This window comes from Paracoccus indicus (assembly GCF_003056335.1).
Classification (GTDB): domain Bacteria; phylum Pseudomonadota; class Alphaproteobacteria; order Rhodobacterales; family Rhodobacteraceae; genus Paracoccus; species Paracoccus indicus.
In genome coordinates, this window is sequence record NZ_PYWA01000001.1 from 418,542 (window position 1) to 435,073 (window position 16,532).

The following is a 16,532-nucleotide window of genomic DNA, read 5'->3' on the forward strand; positions in this document are numbered from 1 at the left end:
ATGAAGCCATGGCTGATCGTCGCGGCGCTTGCGCTGGCCACGCCTGTCTGGGCACAGGGCACGCCGCCGGACAACCCGATGCAACCCTCGCCCACATGGGAGGATATTCGCGAATCCGTGGTGGGGTTGACGGCAGAACCGCCCATCGACGCCGCCGTGCTGGACCTGACCGCGCCGCATCGCGCCAATGATCCAGCCATCGTGCCGGTGCATCTGCTGCAACCGCATGACGCGCCCCCGCTGACCGCCGCCATGGTGGTGGTCGATGAAAACCCCGCCCCCGTCGCCGCGGAATACACCTTCGGCGAGGCGCTGATGCCGCTGGATTTCGAAATCCGGGTCCGCGTCGACCGCTATTCCGACGTGCGCGCCATCGCGACCACGGCGGATGGCGGTCAGGTGATGGCAGGCCGCTTCGTCAAGGCTGCGGGCGGCTGTTCGGCCCCGGCGGGCAAGAACATGGCCGAAGTGACGCGCACCATGGGCCAGATGCGCTGGCGTGCGGCATCCGAAGACGGTCGCGACATCGGCACGTTGATGATTCGCCACCCCAACTTCTCGGGGCTGCAGCGCGACCAATACACGCTGCTGAACATTCCCGCGCATTTCATCGACAAGCTGGAAGTGCGTCAAGGCGACCAGATGCTGTTCACCATGTCGGCAGGCATTTCAGTCGCCGAGGATCCGGTCTTCCGCTTTGCCTATCAGGCCAATGGCCAGCCCATCCACGTCCACGTCGAGGACACCGAAGGCAATATCTGGGACGAAACCTTCCAGCCTGTCAGCGGCTAAGACCAAAGCACCAATCGCGCTTATTGCGACTTAGGTCGCGCCATGACGCTTGCTTTACGGGCAGCCCGACCTAAACTGACCTTTCGGATAGCGCCTCGAGGAGGGGGTGCCGCCGAAAACCAGGGAGGAATGCCATGACCGCAGCCGCCATTCAGGCGCGCCCTGCGACGTCAGCGCGACCCACCGCCGATCAGGTCCGCGAAATCCTGATCGTCGATGATCATCCGCTGATGTGCGACGCGCTGGCGCTGACACTGAAGATCAGCTTCGGCCTGAAGAACGTCCGCACGGCCCGCAGCCTGTCTGCCGCCGTCGAACAGATCCGGGTGCAGGGCGCGCCCGATGCCGTGATCCTTGACCTGAACCTGCCCGACGCGCGCGGTGCCGAAGGGATCGTCACCCTGCGCCGCCAGCTGCCCGACGTGCCGATCACCATGATCTCGGCCGATCTGGAAGGGGCGATGATCTCCGCCGCGATGGCCGCGGGGGCCCAGGGCTACATCAGCAAATCCCTGTCGCGCGAGGCGCTGGTCGACAGCCTGCGCCGCATGTGGGAGGGCGAACATGTCACCCCCGAGGGCTATTGCCCCGAAGAGGATGGCGCCGAGGATCAGGCGCGCGCCGAACTGGCCCGGCGCTTTGCATCCCTGACGCCGCAGCAGATGAACATCCTGCGGCTGATCTGCAAGGGCAAGGCCAACAAGGAAATCAGCTATGATCTCTCCATCGCCGAGGCGACGGTGAAGACCCATATCACCGCCATCATGTCAAAGATCAACGCCCGTCGGCGGACGCAGGCGGTGCTGCTGGCAAACTCGATCCGGTTGTTCGAGGCCGGCTGATGCATACCGACCCGGCGGCGAAGGAGGGCGCATCCGGGCCGGTCGCCGTGCAGGCCGACCGCGGCGGGGCCGATCTGTTCCCGACCCTGCTGGACGGTCTGCGCGGCATCAACCCCGCGCTGGTGCTGCTGTTCGGCGCCCAAGGCCGGCAACTGGCCGAACTGGACGCAGGCCTGCGCGACCACCTGCCACCAGGCTGCGTCATCGTGGGGTGTTCCTCGGCCGGTGAAATCGGACCGCAGGGCTATGCCAGCGACAGCGTCGTGGCCATCGGCTTTCCCGCAAGGCAGTTCCGCGCACAGGCGATGGTCCTGACGGACATCCCGGCACTGCCTGTGTCGGACTGGATGGCGGGGCTGCGCCACCTGCATCGCGCATTCCGCCCCGACCCTGCGCGCAACCTCTTCGGGCTGCTGCTGGTTGATGGGCTGGCGGGCCAGGAGGACGCATTGGTCGCGACGCTGGATGCGGCACTGCCATCGCTGCCGGTGATCGGCGGCTCGGCGGGCGACGGCCTGGACTTTGAACGGACGTCGCTACTGGCGGAATCGCGGGTGATGTCGAATGTCGCGGTCTTCATCATGGTCGAGACAGATCTGGACATCTCGGAGGTGACATTCGCGCATTTCAGCCCCACCCCGATCCGCGCGGTCGTCACCGCGGCCATTCCCGAAAAACGCCGCATCCTCGAATTGAATGCCGAACCCGCGGCGCTGGAATACGCACGGCTGACGGGCCTGAACCCCGATGCGTTGACACCGACGGAATTCGCCCGACACCCGCTGCTGCTGCGCATGGGCCATCGTCACCATGTCCGCGCCATCAGCGCCACGACCGATGACGACGGGCTGTCGCTGCTGTCGGCTATCGATATCGGCACCGTCCTGACCCTTGGCCGGGCCGAGGACATGACTCAAGGCTTCAGCGACGCGCTGGATGCCCTGCCCCGCCCGCCGCTGATGGTCTTGGCCTTTGACTGCATCCTGCGGCGGCTGGCACTGGAACGCGCCGGTCTGACCGACCGAATGTCCGAGATGTATCGCAGGTATCGCATTGCGGGCTTCAATACCTATGGCGAACAGCATTGCGGCATGCATGTGAACCAGACCTTCGTGGGCATGGCCTTCATGGCGCCCGAAATCGGAACCGATGATGCTGCGTGACGACGATTCCTCTGCCCGACAGATCCAGAAGCTGGATCGCATCAATGCCGTCCTGATCGACCGCATCGACCGGCTGGAGGAATCGCGCGGCTCGGCCTGGTCGATGTTCCAGGCCGCCGTCGCGTTGGAGCAGGAGGTTCTGGCCCGCACCCGCGATCTGGAACGCGCCATGACCGATCTGTCGCAACGCAACCGCGAACTGGCCGTGGCCCGCGCCTCGGCCGAAGAGGCGAACCGCTCGAAGACCCGTTTTTTGCGCGCCGCCAGCCATGACCTGTTGCAACCCCTGTCGGCGGCACGGTTGTTCCTTTCGGCGCTGGCCGACACGCCGATGGATGATCACCAGACCGAACTGACCGACAGGCTGGGCAGCGCCTTCGAATCCGTGGAACAGTTGATGCATGCGGTCTTGGACATCTCGCGCCTGGACAGCCAGCGGATCGAGTTCAACCGCCAGCCCGTCCCCTTGGGCGATCTGTTCCGCAGGCTGGCCGCCGAATTCGCGCCGATGGCCGAGGGCAAGGGCTTGCGGCTCGGGTTCCGCCCGACCGATCTGGTGGTGGAAAGCGACCCGGTATTCTTGCGGCGCATTGCACAAAATCTTGTCTCGAACGCGATCAAGTATACAAACAAGGGTGGCGTGATCGTCGGCGCACGGCGGCGTGGCGGCATGTGCTGGCTGACCATTCATGACACCGGCATCGGCATCCCCGCTGTTGATCGCAACCGCATCTTCGACGAATTCCAGCGGTTGACCCATGATCAGGCGACGCCCGGCATGGGGCTGGGCCTGTCGATCGTGCGCCGCGCCTGTGCCAAGCTGGGCCATCCGATCAGCTTCAATTCCGAGGCGATGCGGGGCACGACCTTCCGCGTCGGCCTGCCGCTGGTCGATGCCCGCGAAGCGCGCCCCGATACCCCGACCGATGCCGCCATGCTGGCCCTGCGCGGGCGCGTGGCACTGGTCGTGGAAAACGATCCGGACATGCGGCGTGGCTATCAGATGATCCTGCAGGACCGGCTTGGCATGGTCCCCCGCATCGCGGGCGACACGGCCGAGGCGCTGGCCACCATGGGCGACGAGCCCCCCGACGTGATCCTGGCCGACTACCACCTGGAAAACGGCGAAACCGGGGTGGCCGCCATCGAGGCGCTGCGGGCGGCATCCGACCGCCCCGTGCCCGCCGTGATGATCACCGCCCACCGCGACGCGATGATCGCGCGGATCTGCGCAGCCATGGGGGTCCACCTGCTGGAAAAGCCCGTCCGCCCCAATGAGCTGGCCGAGATGCTGGGCCGCCTGCTGGCCTAAGACCAAGGGTGGACGGCACCCCCGGCAGGGCTTGCGATCCCCGCCCGCTGCCCCATCATGGCCCAACGTTTGGGAGGACGAGACATGATCACACGCGCCATAGCCATTGCCCTTTGGGCGGCCCTTGCATCACCCAATGCGGGCCTTGCCGCCGAGGCGGGCGATGCGGTCTTTTCCGAACGCGGGCCATGGGATCTGGGGCAGGAAACGCTGGAATGGCAGCTGACCGTCGAAGGTCCCGCCGCCGAAGGCTTTCGCCCCACCGCCGATGGCCGCCTGACGATGACGCAGGTCATCGACCCTTCGGACGATCAGCCGGTGCTGCAGCTGGAACAGCAGGGCGGGGCGATGGACCGCAAGATCGGGCCGTTTCCCATCTCGGCGGGCGATCCGGTGCTGACCTATTTCCTGGAACAGACGGTGCGCGACATGGCGACCCTGACCGGCGGCAGCCCGCATTACATCCGCAACCGCATGAAGGACGCCATCTTCCGCGGCGGCGAGATCGCCGATCAGGACGGCCGGAAGGTCGCCACCTTCCGGCCCTTCGCGCAGGATCAGAACGCCGCGCGGATGAAGGGGTTCGAGACGCTGACGCTGACCTTCGTGATGGACGACCCGAAGGCCCCGATCCGCGAATTGCGGGCGGCGACCGATCAAGCGCCTGGCTATCGCAATACGCTGGTGTTGCAATGAAGCGCATGGCCGCGGGGTGTTGCATCGCGCTGCTGACTTCTCCGGCGGCGGGGCAATCGGTGAACGATTATCCGACGAACGCGCGGGTTGAATATGTCACCACCTGCATGGCGACGAACGGCGGCACGCGCGAGATGCTGGACCGCTGTTCCTGCGCCATCGACCGCATCGCCGAGATCCTGCCCTATGACGGCTATGTCGGGGCGGAAACCATCCTGCGCATGCAGCAGACCAGCGGCGAGCGGTCCTCGATGTTCAAGGGCATGGCCCAGATGAACGAGACCGTCGCCACCCTGCGCCGCGCCGAGGCCGAGGCCGAGATCATCTGCTTCTAGCCCAGACCCATCCCGATACCGGCACCCGCTGCCAGCGCCAGAACCGCAACCAGCCACAAGGGCACGGCGGGCTTGGGCTGGACCACGGTCAGCCGGGCTTCCTCGGGGTGGGCGCGTTCCCACAGCGCCTGTTCGACGATGCGCGGCAGCAGCGGGCCATAGCGGCCGATGGTCTGGGCGACTTCCGACAGGTCATGCAGCGCCGCCTTGGGGCCGATGCTGCCCTTGATGTAATCCGAGACCACCGGCTTGGCCGCGTCCCAGATGTTCAGCTGCGGGTCCAGCGAACGGGCGACGCCTTCGACCACGACCATGGTGCGCTGTAGCAGGATCAGTTCGGTCCGCGTGGGCATGCCGAAGCGCTCGGTCACCTCGAACAGATAGGACAGCAGGTTCGCCATGCTGATGCGGCTGGCATCGGCGCCGAAGATCGGCTCGCCCACGGCGCGCAGGGCGCGGGCAAAGGCGGCCTCGTCCTGGTCGCGGGGGACATAGCCCGCCTCGAAATGGACGCGGGCGACCATGCGGTAATCGCGCTGGATGAAGCCATAGATGATCTGGGCATAGACCCGACGGGTGTATTCGTCGATCTCGCCCATGATGCCGAAGTCATAGGCGATGATATCGCCATTGGCCGCGACCTTCAGGTTACCGTGGTGCATGTCTGCGTGGAAGAAGCCGTCGCGCAGGGCGTGGGACAGGAACAGCTGCATCACGCGCCGGGCAAGGTCGGTCGTGTCATGTCCCGCCGCGATCAGCGCCTGCGGATCGCCCATCGGAAGCCCCTCGGCCCAATCGGCGGTCAGCACGCTGCGCGAGGACCAGGCCCAATGCGGCATGGGGATCTGGAAGCCCGCGTCCTGCGCGGTATTTTCGGCAAATTCCGATGCGGCGGCGGCCTCCAGACGCAGGTCCTGTTCGCCCATCACGGTATGTTCGAAATGGTTGACCACGTCGCGGGGGCGCAGGCGGCGCGTGCCCGGCGACAGGATCTCGATGATGCGGGCGCCGAAGTGGAAGGCGTCGATGTCGCGCTTGAAGGCGGCCCCGATGTTGGGGCGGACGACCTTGACCGCGACCTCTTGGCCGGTGTCGCGCAGGCGGGCGCGATGGACCTGCGCGATCGACGCCGCCGCCACGGGTTCCGAGAACTCCGAAAAGATCTGATCCACGGGCTTGCGCAGCTCCGCCGCGATGGCCTCTTTCGCGATCTCGGTCGGGAAGGGCGGCAGGCGGTCCTGCAGCATCCGCAGCTGGCCCGCCAGTTCCGGCCCCACCACGTCGGCGCGGGTCGAAAGGATCTGCCCGAACTTGATATAGGCCGGCCCCAAGGCGGTGATCGCCCGGGTGATCGGCGGCAGGTTCGGATCGCCCTTGTAGCCGAGCCAGCGGAACGGCCAGCCCAGCACCCTTGCGGCGACGCGCAGCCGGACGGGGGCTTCGACCGCGTCGAGCACGGCCTCCATCGCGCCGGTGCGCTCGAAGGTGGCGCCCGTGCGGATCAGGCGCAGGATGTTGTGGGGGCCGCGCATGGGGTTACAACTTCCAGCCGGAATGCAGGGCAGCGATGCCCATGGAAAGGTTGCGGTATTGCACCCGCCCGAAGCCCGCGTCGCGGATCATCTGGGCGAAGGTTTCCTGATCGGGGAAGCGCCGGATCGATTCGACCAGATATTGATAGCTGTCACGATCGCCCGTCACCGCCTTGCCCATCGCCGGGATGACGTTGAAGCTGTAACGGTCATAGGCCCATTGCATCGCCGGCACCGGGATCTGGCTGAATTCCAGCACCATCAGGCGACCGCCGGGCTTCAGCACGCGATACGCCTCGGCCAAGGCATCTGGGATGCGGGTCACGTTGCGGATGCCGAAACTGATCGTATAGCGGTCGAAGGTGCCGTCCGCGAAGGGCAGCGCCATGGCATCGCCCGTGACCCAGGACAGGCGGTCGGCCTTGTCCACGGCATCTGCACGCTTGCGCCCCTCGACCAGCATGGATTCGGTCATGTCGCAGACCGTCACCCGCCCCCCCGGCGCGCGGTCCAGAAAGCGGAAGGCCACGTCGCCCGTGCCGCCCGCCACGTCCAGCAGGTGCTGGCCGTCGCGCGGTGCCAGCCAATCCATCAAGGATGTCTTCCAGATGCGGTGGATGCCCACGCTCATCAGATCGTTCATCACGTCGTATTTCGACGCGACGCTGGAAAACACCTCGTGGACCATTCCGGCCTTGGCGTTTTCGTCCACGGTCTGGAAACCGAAATGTGTCGTCTTTGAATCCGTCATCACGCTTGCCGTTTACCTGTTCCATCGCCAGATAAGTCCGGCCAGCCGCTGGCACAATGACCGCGATGCGCCACGGGTGCAATGCGACGAAAGGAACCTGCGTGCCCGAACTGCCCGAAGTCGAGACCGTCCGCCGTGGCCTGCTGCCCCATCTGGAGGGTGCCCGCATCGCCCGCGCCGAGGTCCGCCGCCCCGATCTGCGCTGGCCGATGCCGCCCGACCTGGTGCAGGTGATGACCGGCGCCACCGTGACCGCATTGCGGCGTCGGTCGAAATACCTGCTGGCCGATCTGGACCGCGGCGGCAGCGTGCTGTGGCATCTGGGCATGTCGGGCCGGATGCTGGTCGAAGGGGCGGGCTTGGCCGGTTTCCACCGCGATCCGGGCATCATCGCGCGCCACGATCACGTCGTGCTGACCACGGATGCAGGCACCACCATCACCTTCAACGACGCGCGCCGCTTCGGCATGGTCGATCTGATCCGCGAGGGGGAATCGCACCCCCTGCTGGACCACCTGGGGCCGGAACCCTTCGATCCGCTCTTCACCCCCGAATACCTTGCTGCGCGTCTGGCGGGCCGTCGCCTGCCGATCAAGCAGGCGCTGCTGGATCAGCGCATCGTGGCGGGCCTGGGCAACATCTATGTCAGCGAATCCCTGTGGCGGGCGGGGATCGATCCGCGCCGCGCCTCGGGGCGGATCGGGGCGGCGCGGCTGGCGGCGCTGGTCGGTCATATCCGCGACGTCCTGTCGGATGCCATCGCGGCGGGCGGTTCGTCCCTGCGCGACCACCGTCAGGCCAGCGGCGAGCTGGGCTATTTCCAGCACAGCTTCCGCACCTATGACCGCGAAGGCCAGCCCTGTCTGCGGGACGGATGCGCGGGCACCATCCGCCGGATCGTGCAGTCGGGGCGGTCCAGTTTCTATTGCCCGGCCTGCCAGCGCTGAACGCTTGGATTTCCGGCGGGCAAGCTGATAGGACTTGTGCCAATGCAAATTGGCAACGAGGTCCAAGCCCATGGCTTTTGAAACCATCATCGTGGAGATCGAGGACGAGGTCGCCCTGATCCGGCTGAACCGTCCCGAGGCGCTGAACGCGCTGAATGCCACGCTTCTGGACGAGCTGTCTTCCGCCTTGGCCGAGGCCGACCGCAACGACAAGGTGCGCTGCATCGTCCTGACCGGCAGCGAGAAGGCTTTCGCCGCAGGCGCCGACATCAAGGAAATGTCAACGAAATCCTTCGTCGAGGTCTATGAACAGGACCTCTTCGGCGCCCAGATCGAAAAGATCACCCGCGTGCGCAAGCCGATCATCGCCGCCGTCAGCGGCTATGCCCTGGGCGGCGGCTGCGAGCTGGCCATGGTCTGCGACTTCATCATCTGCGCCGAAAACGCCAAGTTCGGCCAGCCCGAGATCAACCTGGGCGTCTGCGCGGGCATCGGCGGCACGCAGCGCCTGACGCGATTCGTCGGCAAGTCCAAGGCCATGGACATGAACCTGACCGGCCGCTTCATGGATGCCGCCGAGGCCGAGCGTTCGGGGCTGGTCAGCCGCGTGGTGCCCACCCCCAAGCTGATTCCCGAGGCCCTGACTGCCGCCCGCAAGATCGCCGAGAAATCCCAGGTCGCGGTCAAGACGGTCAAGGAATCGGTCAACCGCGCCTATGAGACCACCCTGGCCGAGGGTCTGCTGTTCGAACGCCGCGCCTTCCATGCGCTGTTTGCGACCGAGGATCAGAAGGAAGGCATGGCCGCCTTCCTGGAAAAACGCGAAGCCCAGTTCCGCGACCGCTGAAAAGGGTTTTCTTTTTCCGCCCCATGTCCTATAGGCCCACCCTTACATGCGTGTGGGCCCGCTTAGGCAAGAATCATGACCGTACCTTCCGGGGTGCGGCGCCATGGGGCTTTTGCGCAATCGAAATGCAACCGACCCGTTAGGATTCAGACCCATGGCCAATACGCCCCAGTCGAAGAAACGCGCACGCCAGACCGAGCGTCGCACCGACATCAACAAAGCCCGCCGTTCGCGCATCCGCACCTACCTGCGCAAGGTCGAGGAAGCCATCGCCAGCGGCAACGTCGACGCCGCCCGCGAAGCCCTCAAGAACGCCCAGCCCGAACTGATGCGCGGCGTCACCAAGGGCATCGTGCACAAGAATACTGCATCGCGGAAAGTGTCCCGCTTGGCAGCCCGCGTGAAGGCGCTGCAGACGGCCTGATGCCCCGCCCTTCGGGGCCGCGGATTATCCAGACATATGGCCATCATAGGCCCATGAAACGACCGATCGGGTGCAAGCTTCGCTTTGCGCCCGATCTGCATTTCTGCACCTGCATAATGTAATAAAATCCTTTGATATCAAGGCTGTCAGTTTTTTTGCCTTTGGAGTCAAAGGGCTCGCAGATTCGATTTCACCAAGATGCTGTCAAGCGCATAGTTCGGTTGCAGCCCTCGTCGCGCTGAGGCTAATTTCCTCCTTGCGATTCACGTCGCTTGGGGGACGGGTCGAACCTCGGGGCCGGCATATGCCGACCATGAAATCGACCGGGCGACGAGGTCGGGACAACCGTCCTTCTTCTGCTCTCGGGTTTCTGACTGTCGGCTGCCATCGGCTGTCATGGGATCTGTGTCTGTGAACTGGAAAAACGGGCTGGCGCCCTTCTCGCGACCGAAGGTTTCGGACGCAGGGGATGCCTGTTTTTCTGCGTCACGGCCCTGGCTGCGTGAACGTTGTCCCGTCGGATCGCCCGGCGGGATTTGGGGACAGGCACGGGAAACGGAAGATGATGGACAAGATCTGGGGTCAGGCATGCGCCGAACTGGAAAGCAGCGTTGGGCCGAACAACTACAACCACTGGATCAAGCCGCTTCGTCTTGCCTCGATCGAGGAAGGCGCCGCGCGGTTCATCAGCCCAACGCGCTTCATCTCGGATTGGGTGAACCGTCACTTTGCCAAGGAAATCATGGCGGTCCTGAACCGGTCGGGTGAAACGGTCGAGCGGCTGCGCTTCGACGTGGGCAGCGCTGCCGCACGCCCCGCGGCGCAGGCTGCGGCCCCCGCCGATGTTCCCGCCCAGGCCCCCACGGCGCGCGTCGCCCCCCGCGCCGATCTGGGCGCGCCGCTGGACCCGCGTTATACCTTCGGGAATTTCGTCGTCGGCAAGCCGAACGAGCTGGCCCATGCCGCCGCCCGTCGCGTGTCCGAAGGCGGCCCCGTGGGCTTCAATCCGCTGTTCCTCTATGGCGGCGTGGGTCTGGGCAAGACGCACCTGATGCATGCCATCGCGCATGACTATCAGACGCGCCACCCGAACGCGCAGGTGCTGTATCTCTCGGCCGAGCAGTTCATGTATCGCTTCGTGCAGGCGCTGCGCGAAAGCACCATCATGGACTTCAAGGGCATGTTCCGGAACGTGAACATGCTGATGGTCGACGACGTGCAGTTCATCGCCGGCAAGGACAGCACGCAGGAGGAATTCTTCCACACGTTCAACGCGCTGGTCGATCAGGGCAAGCAGATCGTCATCTCCGCCGACCGCGCCCCCGCCGAAATCAAGGGCCTCGAGGAACGCATCAAGTCGCGCCTGTCCTGCGGTTTGATCGTGGACCTGCACCCGACGACCTATGAACTGCGCTTGGGCATCCTGCAGTCCAAGACCGCCGTCTTCCGCGCCCAGCAGCCGGACCTGGAAATTGGTGCGGGCGTGCTGGAGTTCCTGGCGCATCGCATCACCACCAACGTCCGCGTGCTGGAAGGCGCGCTGCAGCGGCTCTTCGCGCATGCCAGCCTTCTGCGCCGCGAGATCACGCTGGAAGTGGCGCAGGAATGCCTGGCCGACATCCTGCGCACCAATGATCGCAAGATCAACATCGACGACATCCAGCGCAAGGTCGCCGAACATTACAACATCCGCCTGGCCGACATGATGGGTCCGAAGCGCGCCCGCAACGTCGCCCGGCCCCGTCAGATCGCGATGTATCTGTCGAAACAGCTGACCAGCCGGTCGCTGCCGGAAATCGGTCGCCGTTTCGGCGGGCGCGATCACACCACCATCATGCACGGCGTCCGCAAGATCGAGGAACTGATCATCGACGACAGCGCCATGTCCGAAGACATCGCCGTCCTCAAGCGGATGCTGGAGGCGTAAGCGCCCACCCCCTCACGTTATTCTTGTGACCGCCCGCGCGGGCGGTTACACATCAGGTCCGACAAACCGGCCGATGCGCCTGAATGACAGGGGAAGCTTATGAAATTCTCGATCGAGCGCGCCGTATTGGTCAAGGCCGTATCGCAGGCCCAATCCGTCGTCGAGCGCCGCAACACCATCCCGATCCTGGCCAACGTGCTGATCGAGGCGACCCCCGAGGGCGTCAGCTTCCGCGCGACCGATCTGGACACCGAGGTGCTGGACCATTCGCCCGCCCAAGTCGAACGCCCCGGATCGACGACCGTCAGCGCCGTGATGCTGAACGAGATCTCGCGCAAGCTGCCCGACGGGGCGCTGGTGCAGATCAGCTCGGACGATGCGACGGGCCGGCTGGCGGTTCAGGCCGGGCGGTCCAGCTTCAGCCTTGCGACCCTGCCGCGCGAGGATTTCCCGGTCATGGCGACTAGTGAATACAGCGCCACCTTCACCGCGCCCGCGAAGGTGCTGCGCCGCCTGTTCGACAAGTCGAAATTCGCCATCTCGACCGAAGAGACGCGCTATTACCTGAACGGCGTCTACATGCATGTCGCCAAGTCCGAGGATGGCCCGGTCCTGCGCTGCGTGGCCACCGACGGCCACCGCCTGGCGCGCATCGACGCCCCCCTGCCCGCGGGTGCAGACGACATGCCCGGCGTCATCGTGCCGCGCAAGACCGTCGGCGAATTGCGCAAGCTGCTGGACGAGGATGAGGACGAGATCTCGGTTTCGGTCAGCGAGACGAAGGTGCGCTTCGCCACCACCACCATCACCCTGACCTCGAAGGTGATCGACGGGACCTTCCCCGACTACAGCCGCGTCATCCCGCAGGGCAACACCCGCAAGCTGGAGGTGGACGCCACCGATTTCGCCCGCGCCGTCGACCGCGTGGCCACCGTCAGCAGCGAACGGTCGCGCGCCGTCAAGCTGTCGCTGGATGCCGACAAGCTGGTCCTCTCGGTCAACGCGCCCGATTCCGGCGCCGCCGAGGAAGAGCTGGTCGTGGCCTATGACGCCGATCCGCTGGAGATCGGCTTCAACGCCAAGTACCTGCAGGAAATCGCCAACCAAGTCGATCGCGACAATGCGGTCTTCCTGTTCAACGGCTCGGGCGATGCGGCCCTGATCCGCGAGGGCAGCGACCTCAGCGCCGTCTATGTCGTCATGCCGATGCGCGTTTGACGTTAAGCCGTCTGTCCTTGGCGCAGTTCCGGTCCTGGCCCCGGCTGGACCTGGAACTGGACGCCCGCCCCGTGGCAATCTTCGGACCGAACGGGTCGGGCAAGACCAACATCCTGGAAGCCGTGTCCATGCTGGCCCCCGGTCGCGGGCTGCGCGGATCGGCTGCGCCCGAACAGGCGCGGCAGGGCAAGGACGCAGGCTGGCGCATTGCCGCCGATCTGGGCGACCACCGGGTCGTCACGCAGGCCCCGCCCGACCAGACCCGCAACGTCGCCTTGGACGACAAGCCCGTCCCGCAAACCGCCCTCGCGCGGCTGGTGCGCGTCATCTGGCTGGTGCCCGCCATGGACCGGCTGTGGACCGAGGCGCCCGAAGGTCGCCGCCGCTTTCTGGACCGCGTGACCCTGTCGCTGATGCCCGATCATGCTGATCTGGCCTTGGCCTATGACAAGGCCATGCGCGAAAGGAACCGCCTGCTGCGTGATCAGGTTTCGGACCCCGGATGGTATCGCGCGCTCGAGGCGCAGATGGCCGAGGCGGGCGCGGCGCTGACCCGCAACCGCCAGGCCGCGCTGGCCGCCATCATGGCCGCGCAGGGGCCATCGGATGCCTTTCCCGCCGCGACCCTGACCCTTCTGCCGGGCGAAGGCCATGCCGATGATGCAGACGCCGACAGCATCGCCGCGCGCATGGCCGCGATGCGCCCGCGCGATCTGGCCGCCGGGCGCAGCCTGACGGGGCCGCATCGCGCCGATCTGGGGGCGACATGGGGGCCGCAGGACATGCCCGCGGCGCTGTCATCCACCGGCGAACAGAAGGCGCTGCTTTTGTCGCTGATCATGGCCAATGCCCGTGCCCTGTCCGACCAGCCGGTTCTGCTGCTGCTGGACGAGGTCGCGGCCCATCTGGACGGCGACCGCCGCGCGGCCCTTTACGACCTGATCCGCGACCTGCCCGCCCAGAGCCTGCTGACCGGCACGGGGCCTGAACTTTTCGCGGATTTCGGCGATGACGCCCGCCACTTGGCGGTCGAAAAACACGGCGGTAGGTCCGAAGTGACGCCCCTTTCGTGACCGGCCCCGCCCCTTTGGCCACGCAAGGGCAGAAAACCCGCCCATGACGGGGAAAAACCCTGTCAAAGCCGTGACTTTGCCACCCCGAAGGGCTATATCGAAGCATAGTGAACAGGAAGCCCGACGCATGACCGACACCGCCTCTCAGCCTGCCGAATACGGCGCCGATTCCATCAAGGTTCTCAAGGGACTGGAGGCCGTGCGCAAACGCCCCGGCATGTATATCGGCGATACGGACGACGGGTCCGGCCTGCACCACATGGTCTATGAGGTCGTGGACAACGGCATCGACGAAGCGTTGGCTGGTCACGCCGACTTCGTCCGCGTCAAGATCCATGCCGACAGCAGCGTCAGCGTGCGCGACAACGGACGCGGCATTCCGGTCGACATGCACCAATCCGAAGGGGTCAGCGCCGCCGAGGTCATCATGACCCAGCTGCATGCGGGCGGCAAGTTCGACCAGAACAGCTACAAGGTCTCGGGCGGCTTGCATGGCGTGGGCGTCTCGGTCGTGAACGCGCTGTCGGACTGGCTGGAGCTGCGCATCTGGCGCAACGGCAAGGAATATTACGTCCGCTTCGCCCATGGCGACACCGTCGAGCCCCTGCGCGAGGTCGGCGACGCCCAGCCCGGCGAAAAGGGGACCGAGGTGCGCTTCCTGGCCTCCTCCAAGGTCAACGACCCCGAGGGCACGTTCAGCAACCTCGAATACTCCTTCAAGACGCTGGAAAACCGCCTGCGCGAACTGGCCTTCCTGAACAGCGGCGTGCGCATCATCTTGGAAGACGAACGCCACGCCGAGGTCCAGAAGACCGAGCTTTACTATGACGGCGGCGTCCGTGAATTCGTGAAATACCTCGACCGCTCCAAGACCTCGGTCATGCCCGAGCCGATCTTCATGACCGGCGAGAAGAACGGCATCGGCGTCGAGGTCGCGATGTGGTGGAACGACAGCTATCACGAAACGGTGCTGCCTTTCACCAACAACATCCCGCAGCGCGACGGCGGCACGCATATGGCGGGCTTCCGCGGCGCCCTGACCCGCGTCATCGGCAAATACGCCCAGGACAGTGGCATCGCCAAGAAAGAGAAAGTCGATTTCACCGGCGACGACGCCCGTGAAGGCCTGACCTGCGTGCTGTCCGTGAAGGTGCCCGATCCGAAATTTTCCAGCCAGACCAAGGACAAGCTGGTGTCGTCCGAGGTGCGTCCGGCGGTCGAGGGGCTGGTCGGCGAGAAGCTGGCCGAGTGGTTCGAGGAGAACCCGGCTGAGGCCCGCCAGATCGTCGGCAAGATCATCGAGGCCGCCTTGGCCCGCGAAGCCGCCCGCAAGGCGCGCGAGTTGACGCGGCGCAAGACGGCGATGGATGTCGCATCCCTGCCGGGCAAGCTGGCCGACTGTCAGGAAAAAGACCCTTCGCTGTCGGAACTCTTCATCGTCGAGGGTGACTCGGCGGGCGGTTCGGCCAAGCAGGGACGTGCGCGTCAGAACCAGGCCGTGCTGCCTCTGCGCGGCAAGATCCTGAACGTCGAACGCGCGCGTTTCGACCGGATGCTGTCCAGCGACCAGATCGGCACGCTGATCACCGCGCTAGGGACCGGGATCGGGCGCGATGAATTCAGCCTGAAGAAGCTGCGCTACCACAAGATTGTCATCATGACCGACGCCGATGTCGACGGCGCGCATATCCGCACGCTGCTGCTGACCTTCTTCTTCCGCCAGATGCCCGAGCTGATCGAGGGCGGGCACCTCTATATCGCGCAGCCGCCGCTCTACAAGGTCGGCCGCGGCCGGTCCGAGGTCTATCTGAAGAACGAAGCCGCGCTGGAGGATTACCTGATCCAGCAAGGGGTCGAGGGCGCCACCCTGCGGCTTGCCTCGGGCGAAGAGATCACCGGCAACGATCTGGCCCGCGTGGTCGAGGAAGCCCGCATGGCGCGTCGCATCCTTCGGCTCTATCCGACGCATTACCCGCCGCATATCACCGAACAGGCGGCCATCGCCGGGGCCTTGCGCCCGGGTCGCATCGACGAGGATCCGCAGGGCGTTGCCGATGACATCAGCGCACGGCTGGACCTGATCGCCGAGGAATACGAACGCGGCTGGCAGGGTCGCCCGACGCAGGACGCCGGCATCAGCCTGATCCGCACCCTGCGCGGGGTCGAGGAAAGCCGCACGCTGGACGGCCAGATGCTGCGCAGTGGCGAAAGCCGCCGCTTGGGCGAGATGACCCAAGCCCTGCAGGACATCTATGCCAAGCCCGCGCATCTGATCCGCAAGGACCGCGACCAACCGATCTATGGCCCGCTCGGCCTGTTGCAGGCCGTCTTCCTGGAAGGGGAAAAGGGCCTGTCGCTGCAGCGCTACAAGGGTCTGGGCGAAATGAACCCCGAACAGCTTTGGGAAACCACGCTGGATCCGGTTGCCCGCACCATGCTGCAGGTGCGAATCGAGGATGTGGCCGAGGCCGAGGATCTGTTCACCAAGCTGATGGGCGATGTGGTCGAACCGCGCCGCGAATTCATCCAGCAGAACGCCCTGAACGTTGAAAACCTGGATACCTGAGCTTTCGCGGACATCTTCTTGTTGCGAATTTGGCACGCTCGACGCACCCCATTGGTGCCATGTCGGGCGTGTCCATGCGGTTTGGTTTGCCTGAAAGCATGCTTTCG

At 65.4% G+C, this 16,532-nt stretch carries 15 protein-coding genes; 13 read left to right on the forward strand and 2 right to left on the reverse strand.

From position 1 onward, the window contains the following. The 6 genes from DDE75_RS02125 (at position 1) to DDE75_RS02150 (ending at position 5,140) form a co-directional block, all read left to right on the forward strand. A complete protein-coding gene (locus tag DDE75_RS02125; protein WP_108500719.1) occupies positions 1-792 on the forward strand; it encodes a quinoprotein dehydrogenase-associated SoxYZ-like carrier in 792 nt (263 codons plus the stop codon). A gap of 134 nt (positions 793-926) precedes the next feature. After that, on the forward strand, positions 927-1,634 hold the full coding sequence (locus DDE75_RS02130; protein ID WP_108500720.1) for a response regulator transcription factor: 708 nt from the start codon (positions 927-929) through the stop codon (positions 1,632-1,634). Beyond that, positions 1,634-2,797: an FIST N-terminal domain-containing protein gene (locus DDE75_RS02135; RefSeq protein ID WP_108500721.1), complete on the forward strand. Its 1,164-nt coding sequence runs from the start codon at positions 1,634-1,636 to the stop codon at positions 2,795-2,797. Before DDE75_RS02130 ends, DDE75_RS02135 begins: the two co-directional genes overlap by 1 nt. Further along, positions 2,787-4,109, forward strand: a complete 1,323-nt coding sequence (locus DDE75_RS02140; protein ID WP_245894583.1) for an ATP-binding response regulator — start codon at positions 2,787-2,789, stop codon at positions 4,107-4,109. Before DDE75_RS02135 ends, DDE75_RS02140 begins: the two co-directional genes overlap by 11 nt. 84 nt (positions 4,110-4,193) lie before the next feature. Further along, complete coding sequence (locus DDE75_RS02145; RefSeq protein ID WP_245894584.1) at positions 4,194-4,805, forward strand: hypothetical protein; 612 nt, start codon at positions 4,194-4,196, stop codon at positions 4,803-4,805. Further along, the gene (locus DDE75_RS02150; protein WP_108500723.1) at positions 4,802-5,140 is read left to right on the forward strand and encodes a hypothetical protein; all 339 of its coding nucleotides are present in this window, start codon (positions 4,802-4,804) and stop codon (positions 5,138-5,140) included. The genes DDE75_RS02145 and DDE75_RS02150 overlap by 4 nt, the downstream gene beginning before the upstream one ends. Here DDE75_RS02150 and ubiB read toward each other — a convergent pair. Then, positions 5,137-6,672, reverse strand: a complete 1,536-nt coding sequence (gene ubiB, locus DDE75_RS02155) for a 2-polyprenylphenol 6-hydroxylase (RefSeq protein WP_108500724.1) — start codon at positions 6,670-6,672, stop codon at positions 5,137-5,139. The two genes, DDE75_RS02150 and ubiB, sit on opposite strands and share 4 nt — an antisense overlap. 4 nt (positions 6,673-6,676) lie before the next feature. Further along, complete coding sequence (gene ubiE, locus DDE75_RS02160; RefSeq protein WP_108500725.1) at positions 6,677-7,423, reverse strand: bifunctional demethylmenaquinone methyltransferase/2-methoxy-6-polyprenyl-1,4-benzoquinol methylase UbiE; 747 nt, start codon at positions 7,421-7,423, stop codon at positions 6,677-6,679. A 101-nt stretch (positions 7,424-7,524) separates the two neighbouring features. Between ubiE and mutM the strand changes: the two genes are divergently transcribed. From mutM to gyrB, 7 genes are all read left to right on the forward strand, one after another. Then, a complete protein-coding gene (mutM, locus tag DDE75_RS02165) occupies positions 7,525-8,370 on the forward strand; it encodes a bifunctional DNA-formamidopyrimidine glycosylase/DNA-(apurinic or apyrimidinic site) lyase (protein ID WP_108500896.1) in 846 nt (281 codons plus the stop codon). Positions 8,371-8,440: 70 nt separating this feature from the next. Continuing rightward, positions 8,441-9,217, forward strand: a complete 777-nt coding sequence (locus DDE75_RS02170) for an enoyl-CoA hydratase (RefSeq protein ID WP_108500726.1) — start codon at positions 8,441-8,443, stop codon at positions 9,215-9,217. Between the two features lie 154 nt (positions 9,218-9,371). Next, positions 9,372-9,641 carry a 30S ribosomal protein S20 gene (gene rpsT / locus DDE75_RS02175; RefSeq protein ID WP_072296695.1) on the forward strand — a complete coding sequence of 90 codons (270 nt, stop codon included), beginning with the start codon at positions 9,372-9,374 and terminating at the stop codon, positions 9,639-9,641. A 562-nt stretch (positions 9,642-10,203) separates the two neighbouring features. Continuing rightward, positions 10,204-11,568, forward strand: coding sequence for a chromosomal replication initiator protein DnaA (gene dnaA, locus DDE75_RS02180; RefSeq protein WP_170310909.1), 1,365 nt, complete (start codon positions 10,204-10,206; stop codon positions 11,566-11,568). A gap of 99 nt (positions 11,569-11,667) precedes the next feature. Further along, entirely contained in the window at positions 11,668-12,786 is a 1,119-nt protein-coding gene (gene dnaN, locus DDE75_RS02185) for a DNA polymerase III subunit beta (RefSeq protein WP_108500727.1), read from the forward strand. Continuing rightward, the gene (gene recF, locus DDE75_RS02190; RefSeq protein WP_108500728.1) at positions 12,783-13,859 is read left to right on the forward strand and encodes a DNA replication/repair protein RecF; all 1,077 of its coding nucleotides are present in this window, start codon (positions 12,783-12,785) and stop codon (positions 13,857-13,859) included. The genes dnaN and recF overlap by 4 nt, the downstream gene beginning before the upstream one ends. 127 nt (positions 13,860-13,986) lie before the next feature. Next, positions 13,987-16,425: a DNA topoisomerase (ATP-hydrolyzing) subunit B gene (gene gyrB / locus DDE75_RS02195; RefSeq protein ID WP_108500729.1), complete on the forward strand. Its 2,439-nt coding sequence runs from the start codon at positions 13,987-13,989 to the stop codon at positions 16,423-16,425. Positions 16,426-16,532 lie beyond the last annotated feature (107 nt).

Excerpts from the sequence above, each read along its gene's own strand:
- gyrB (WP_108500729.1), top strand. The coding sequence starts at position 13,987 with ATGACCGACACCGCCTCTCAGCCTGCCGAATACGGCGCCGATTCCATC.
- DDE75_RS02125 (WP_108500719.1), top strand. The coding sequence starts at position 1 with ATGAAGCCATGGCTGATCGTCGCGGCGCTTGCGCTGGCCACGCCTGTC.
- ubiE (WP_108500725.1), bottom strand. The coding sequence starts at position 7,423 with ATGACGGATTCAAAGACGACACATTTCGGTTTCCAGACCGTGGACGAA.
- DDE75_RS02150 (WP_108500723.1), top strand. The coding sequence starts at position 4,802 with ATGAAGCGCATGGCCGCGGGGTGTTGCATCGCGCTGCTGACTTCTCCG.
- DDE75_RS02145 (WP_245894584.1), top strand. The coding sequence starts at position 4,194 with ATGATCACACGCGCCATAGCCATTGCCCTTTGGGCGGCCCTTGCATCA.
- DDE75_RS02140 (WP_245894583.1), top strand. The coding sequence starts at position 2,787 with ATGCTGCGTGACGACGATTCCTCTGCCCGACAGATCCAGAAGCTGGAT.
- ubiB (WP_108500724.1), bottom strand. The coding sequence starts at position 6,672 with ATGCGCGGCCCCCACAACATCCTGCGCCTGATCCGCACGGGCGCCACC.
- rpsT (WP_072296695.1), top strand. The coding sequence starts at position 9,372 with ATGGCCAATACGCCCCAGTCGAAGAAACGCGCACGCCAGACCGAGCGT.
- DDE75_RS02170 (WP_108500726.1), top strand. The coding sequence starts at position 8,441 with ATGGCTTTTGAAACCATCATCGTGGAGATCGAGGACGAGGTCGCCCTG.
- DDE75_RS02130 (WP_108500720.1), top strand. The coding sequence starts at position 927 with ATGACCGCAGCCGCCATTCAGGCGCGCCCTGCGACGTCAGCGCGACCC.
- dnaA (WP_170310909.1), top strand. The coding sequence starts at position 10,204 with ATGATGGACAAGATCTGGGGTCAGGCATGCGCCGAACTGGAAAGCAGC.
- DDE75_RS02135 (WP_108500721.1), top strand. The coding sequence starts at position 1,634 with ATGCATACCGACCCGGCGGCGAAGGAGGGCGCATCCGGGCCGGTCGCC.
- dnaN (WP_108500727.1), top strand. The coding sequence starts at position 11,668 with ATGAAATTCTCGATCGAGCGCGCCGTATTGGTCAAGGCCGTATCGCAG.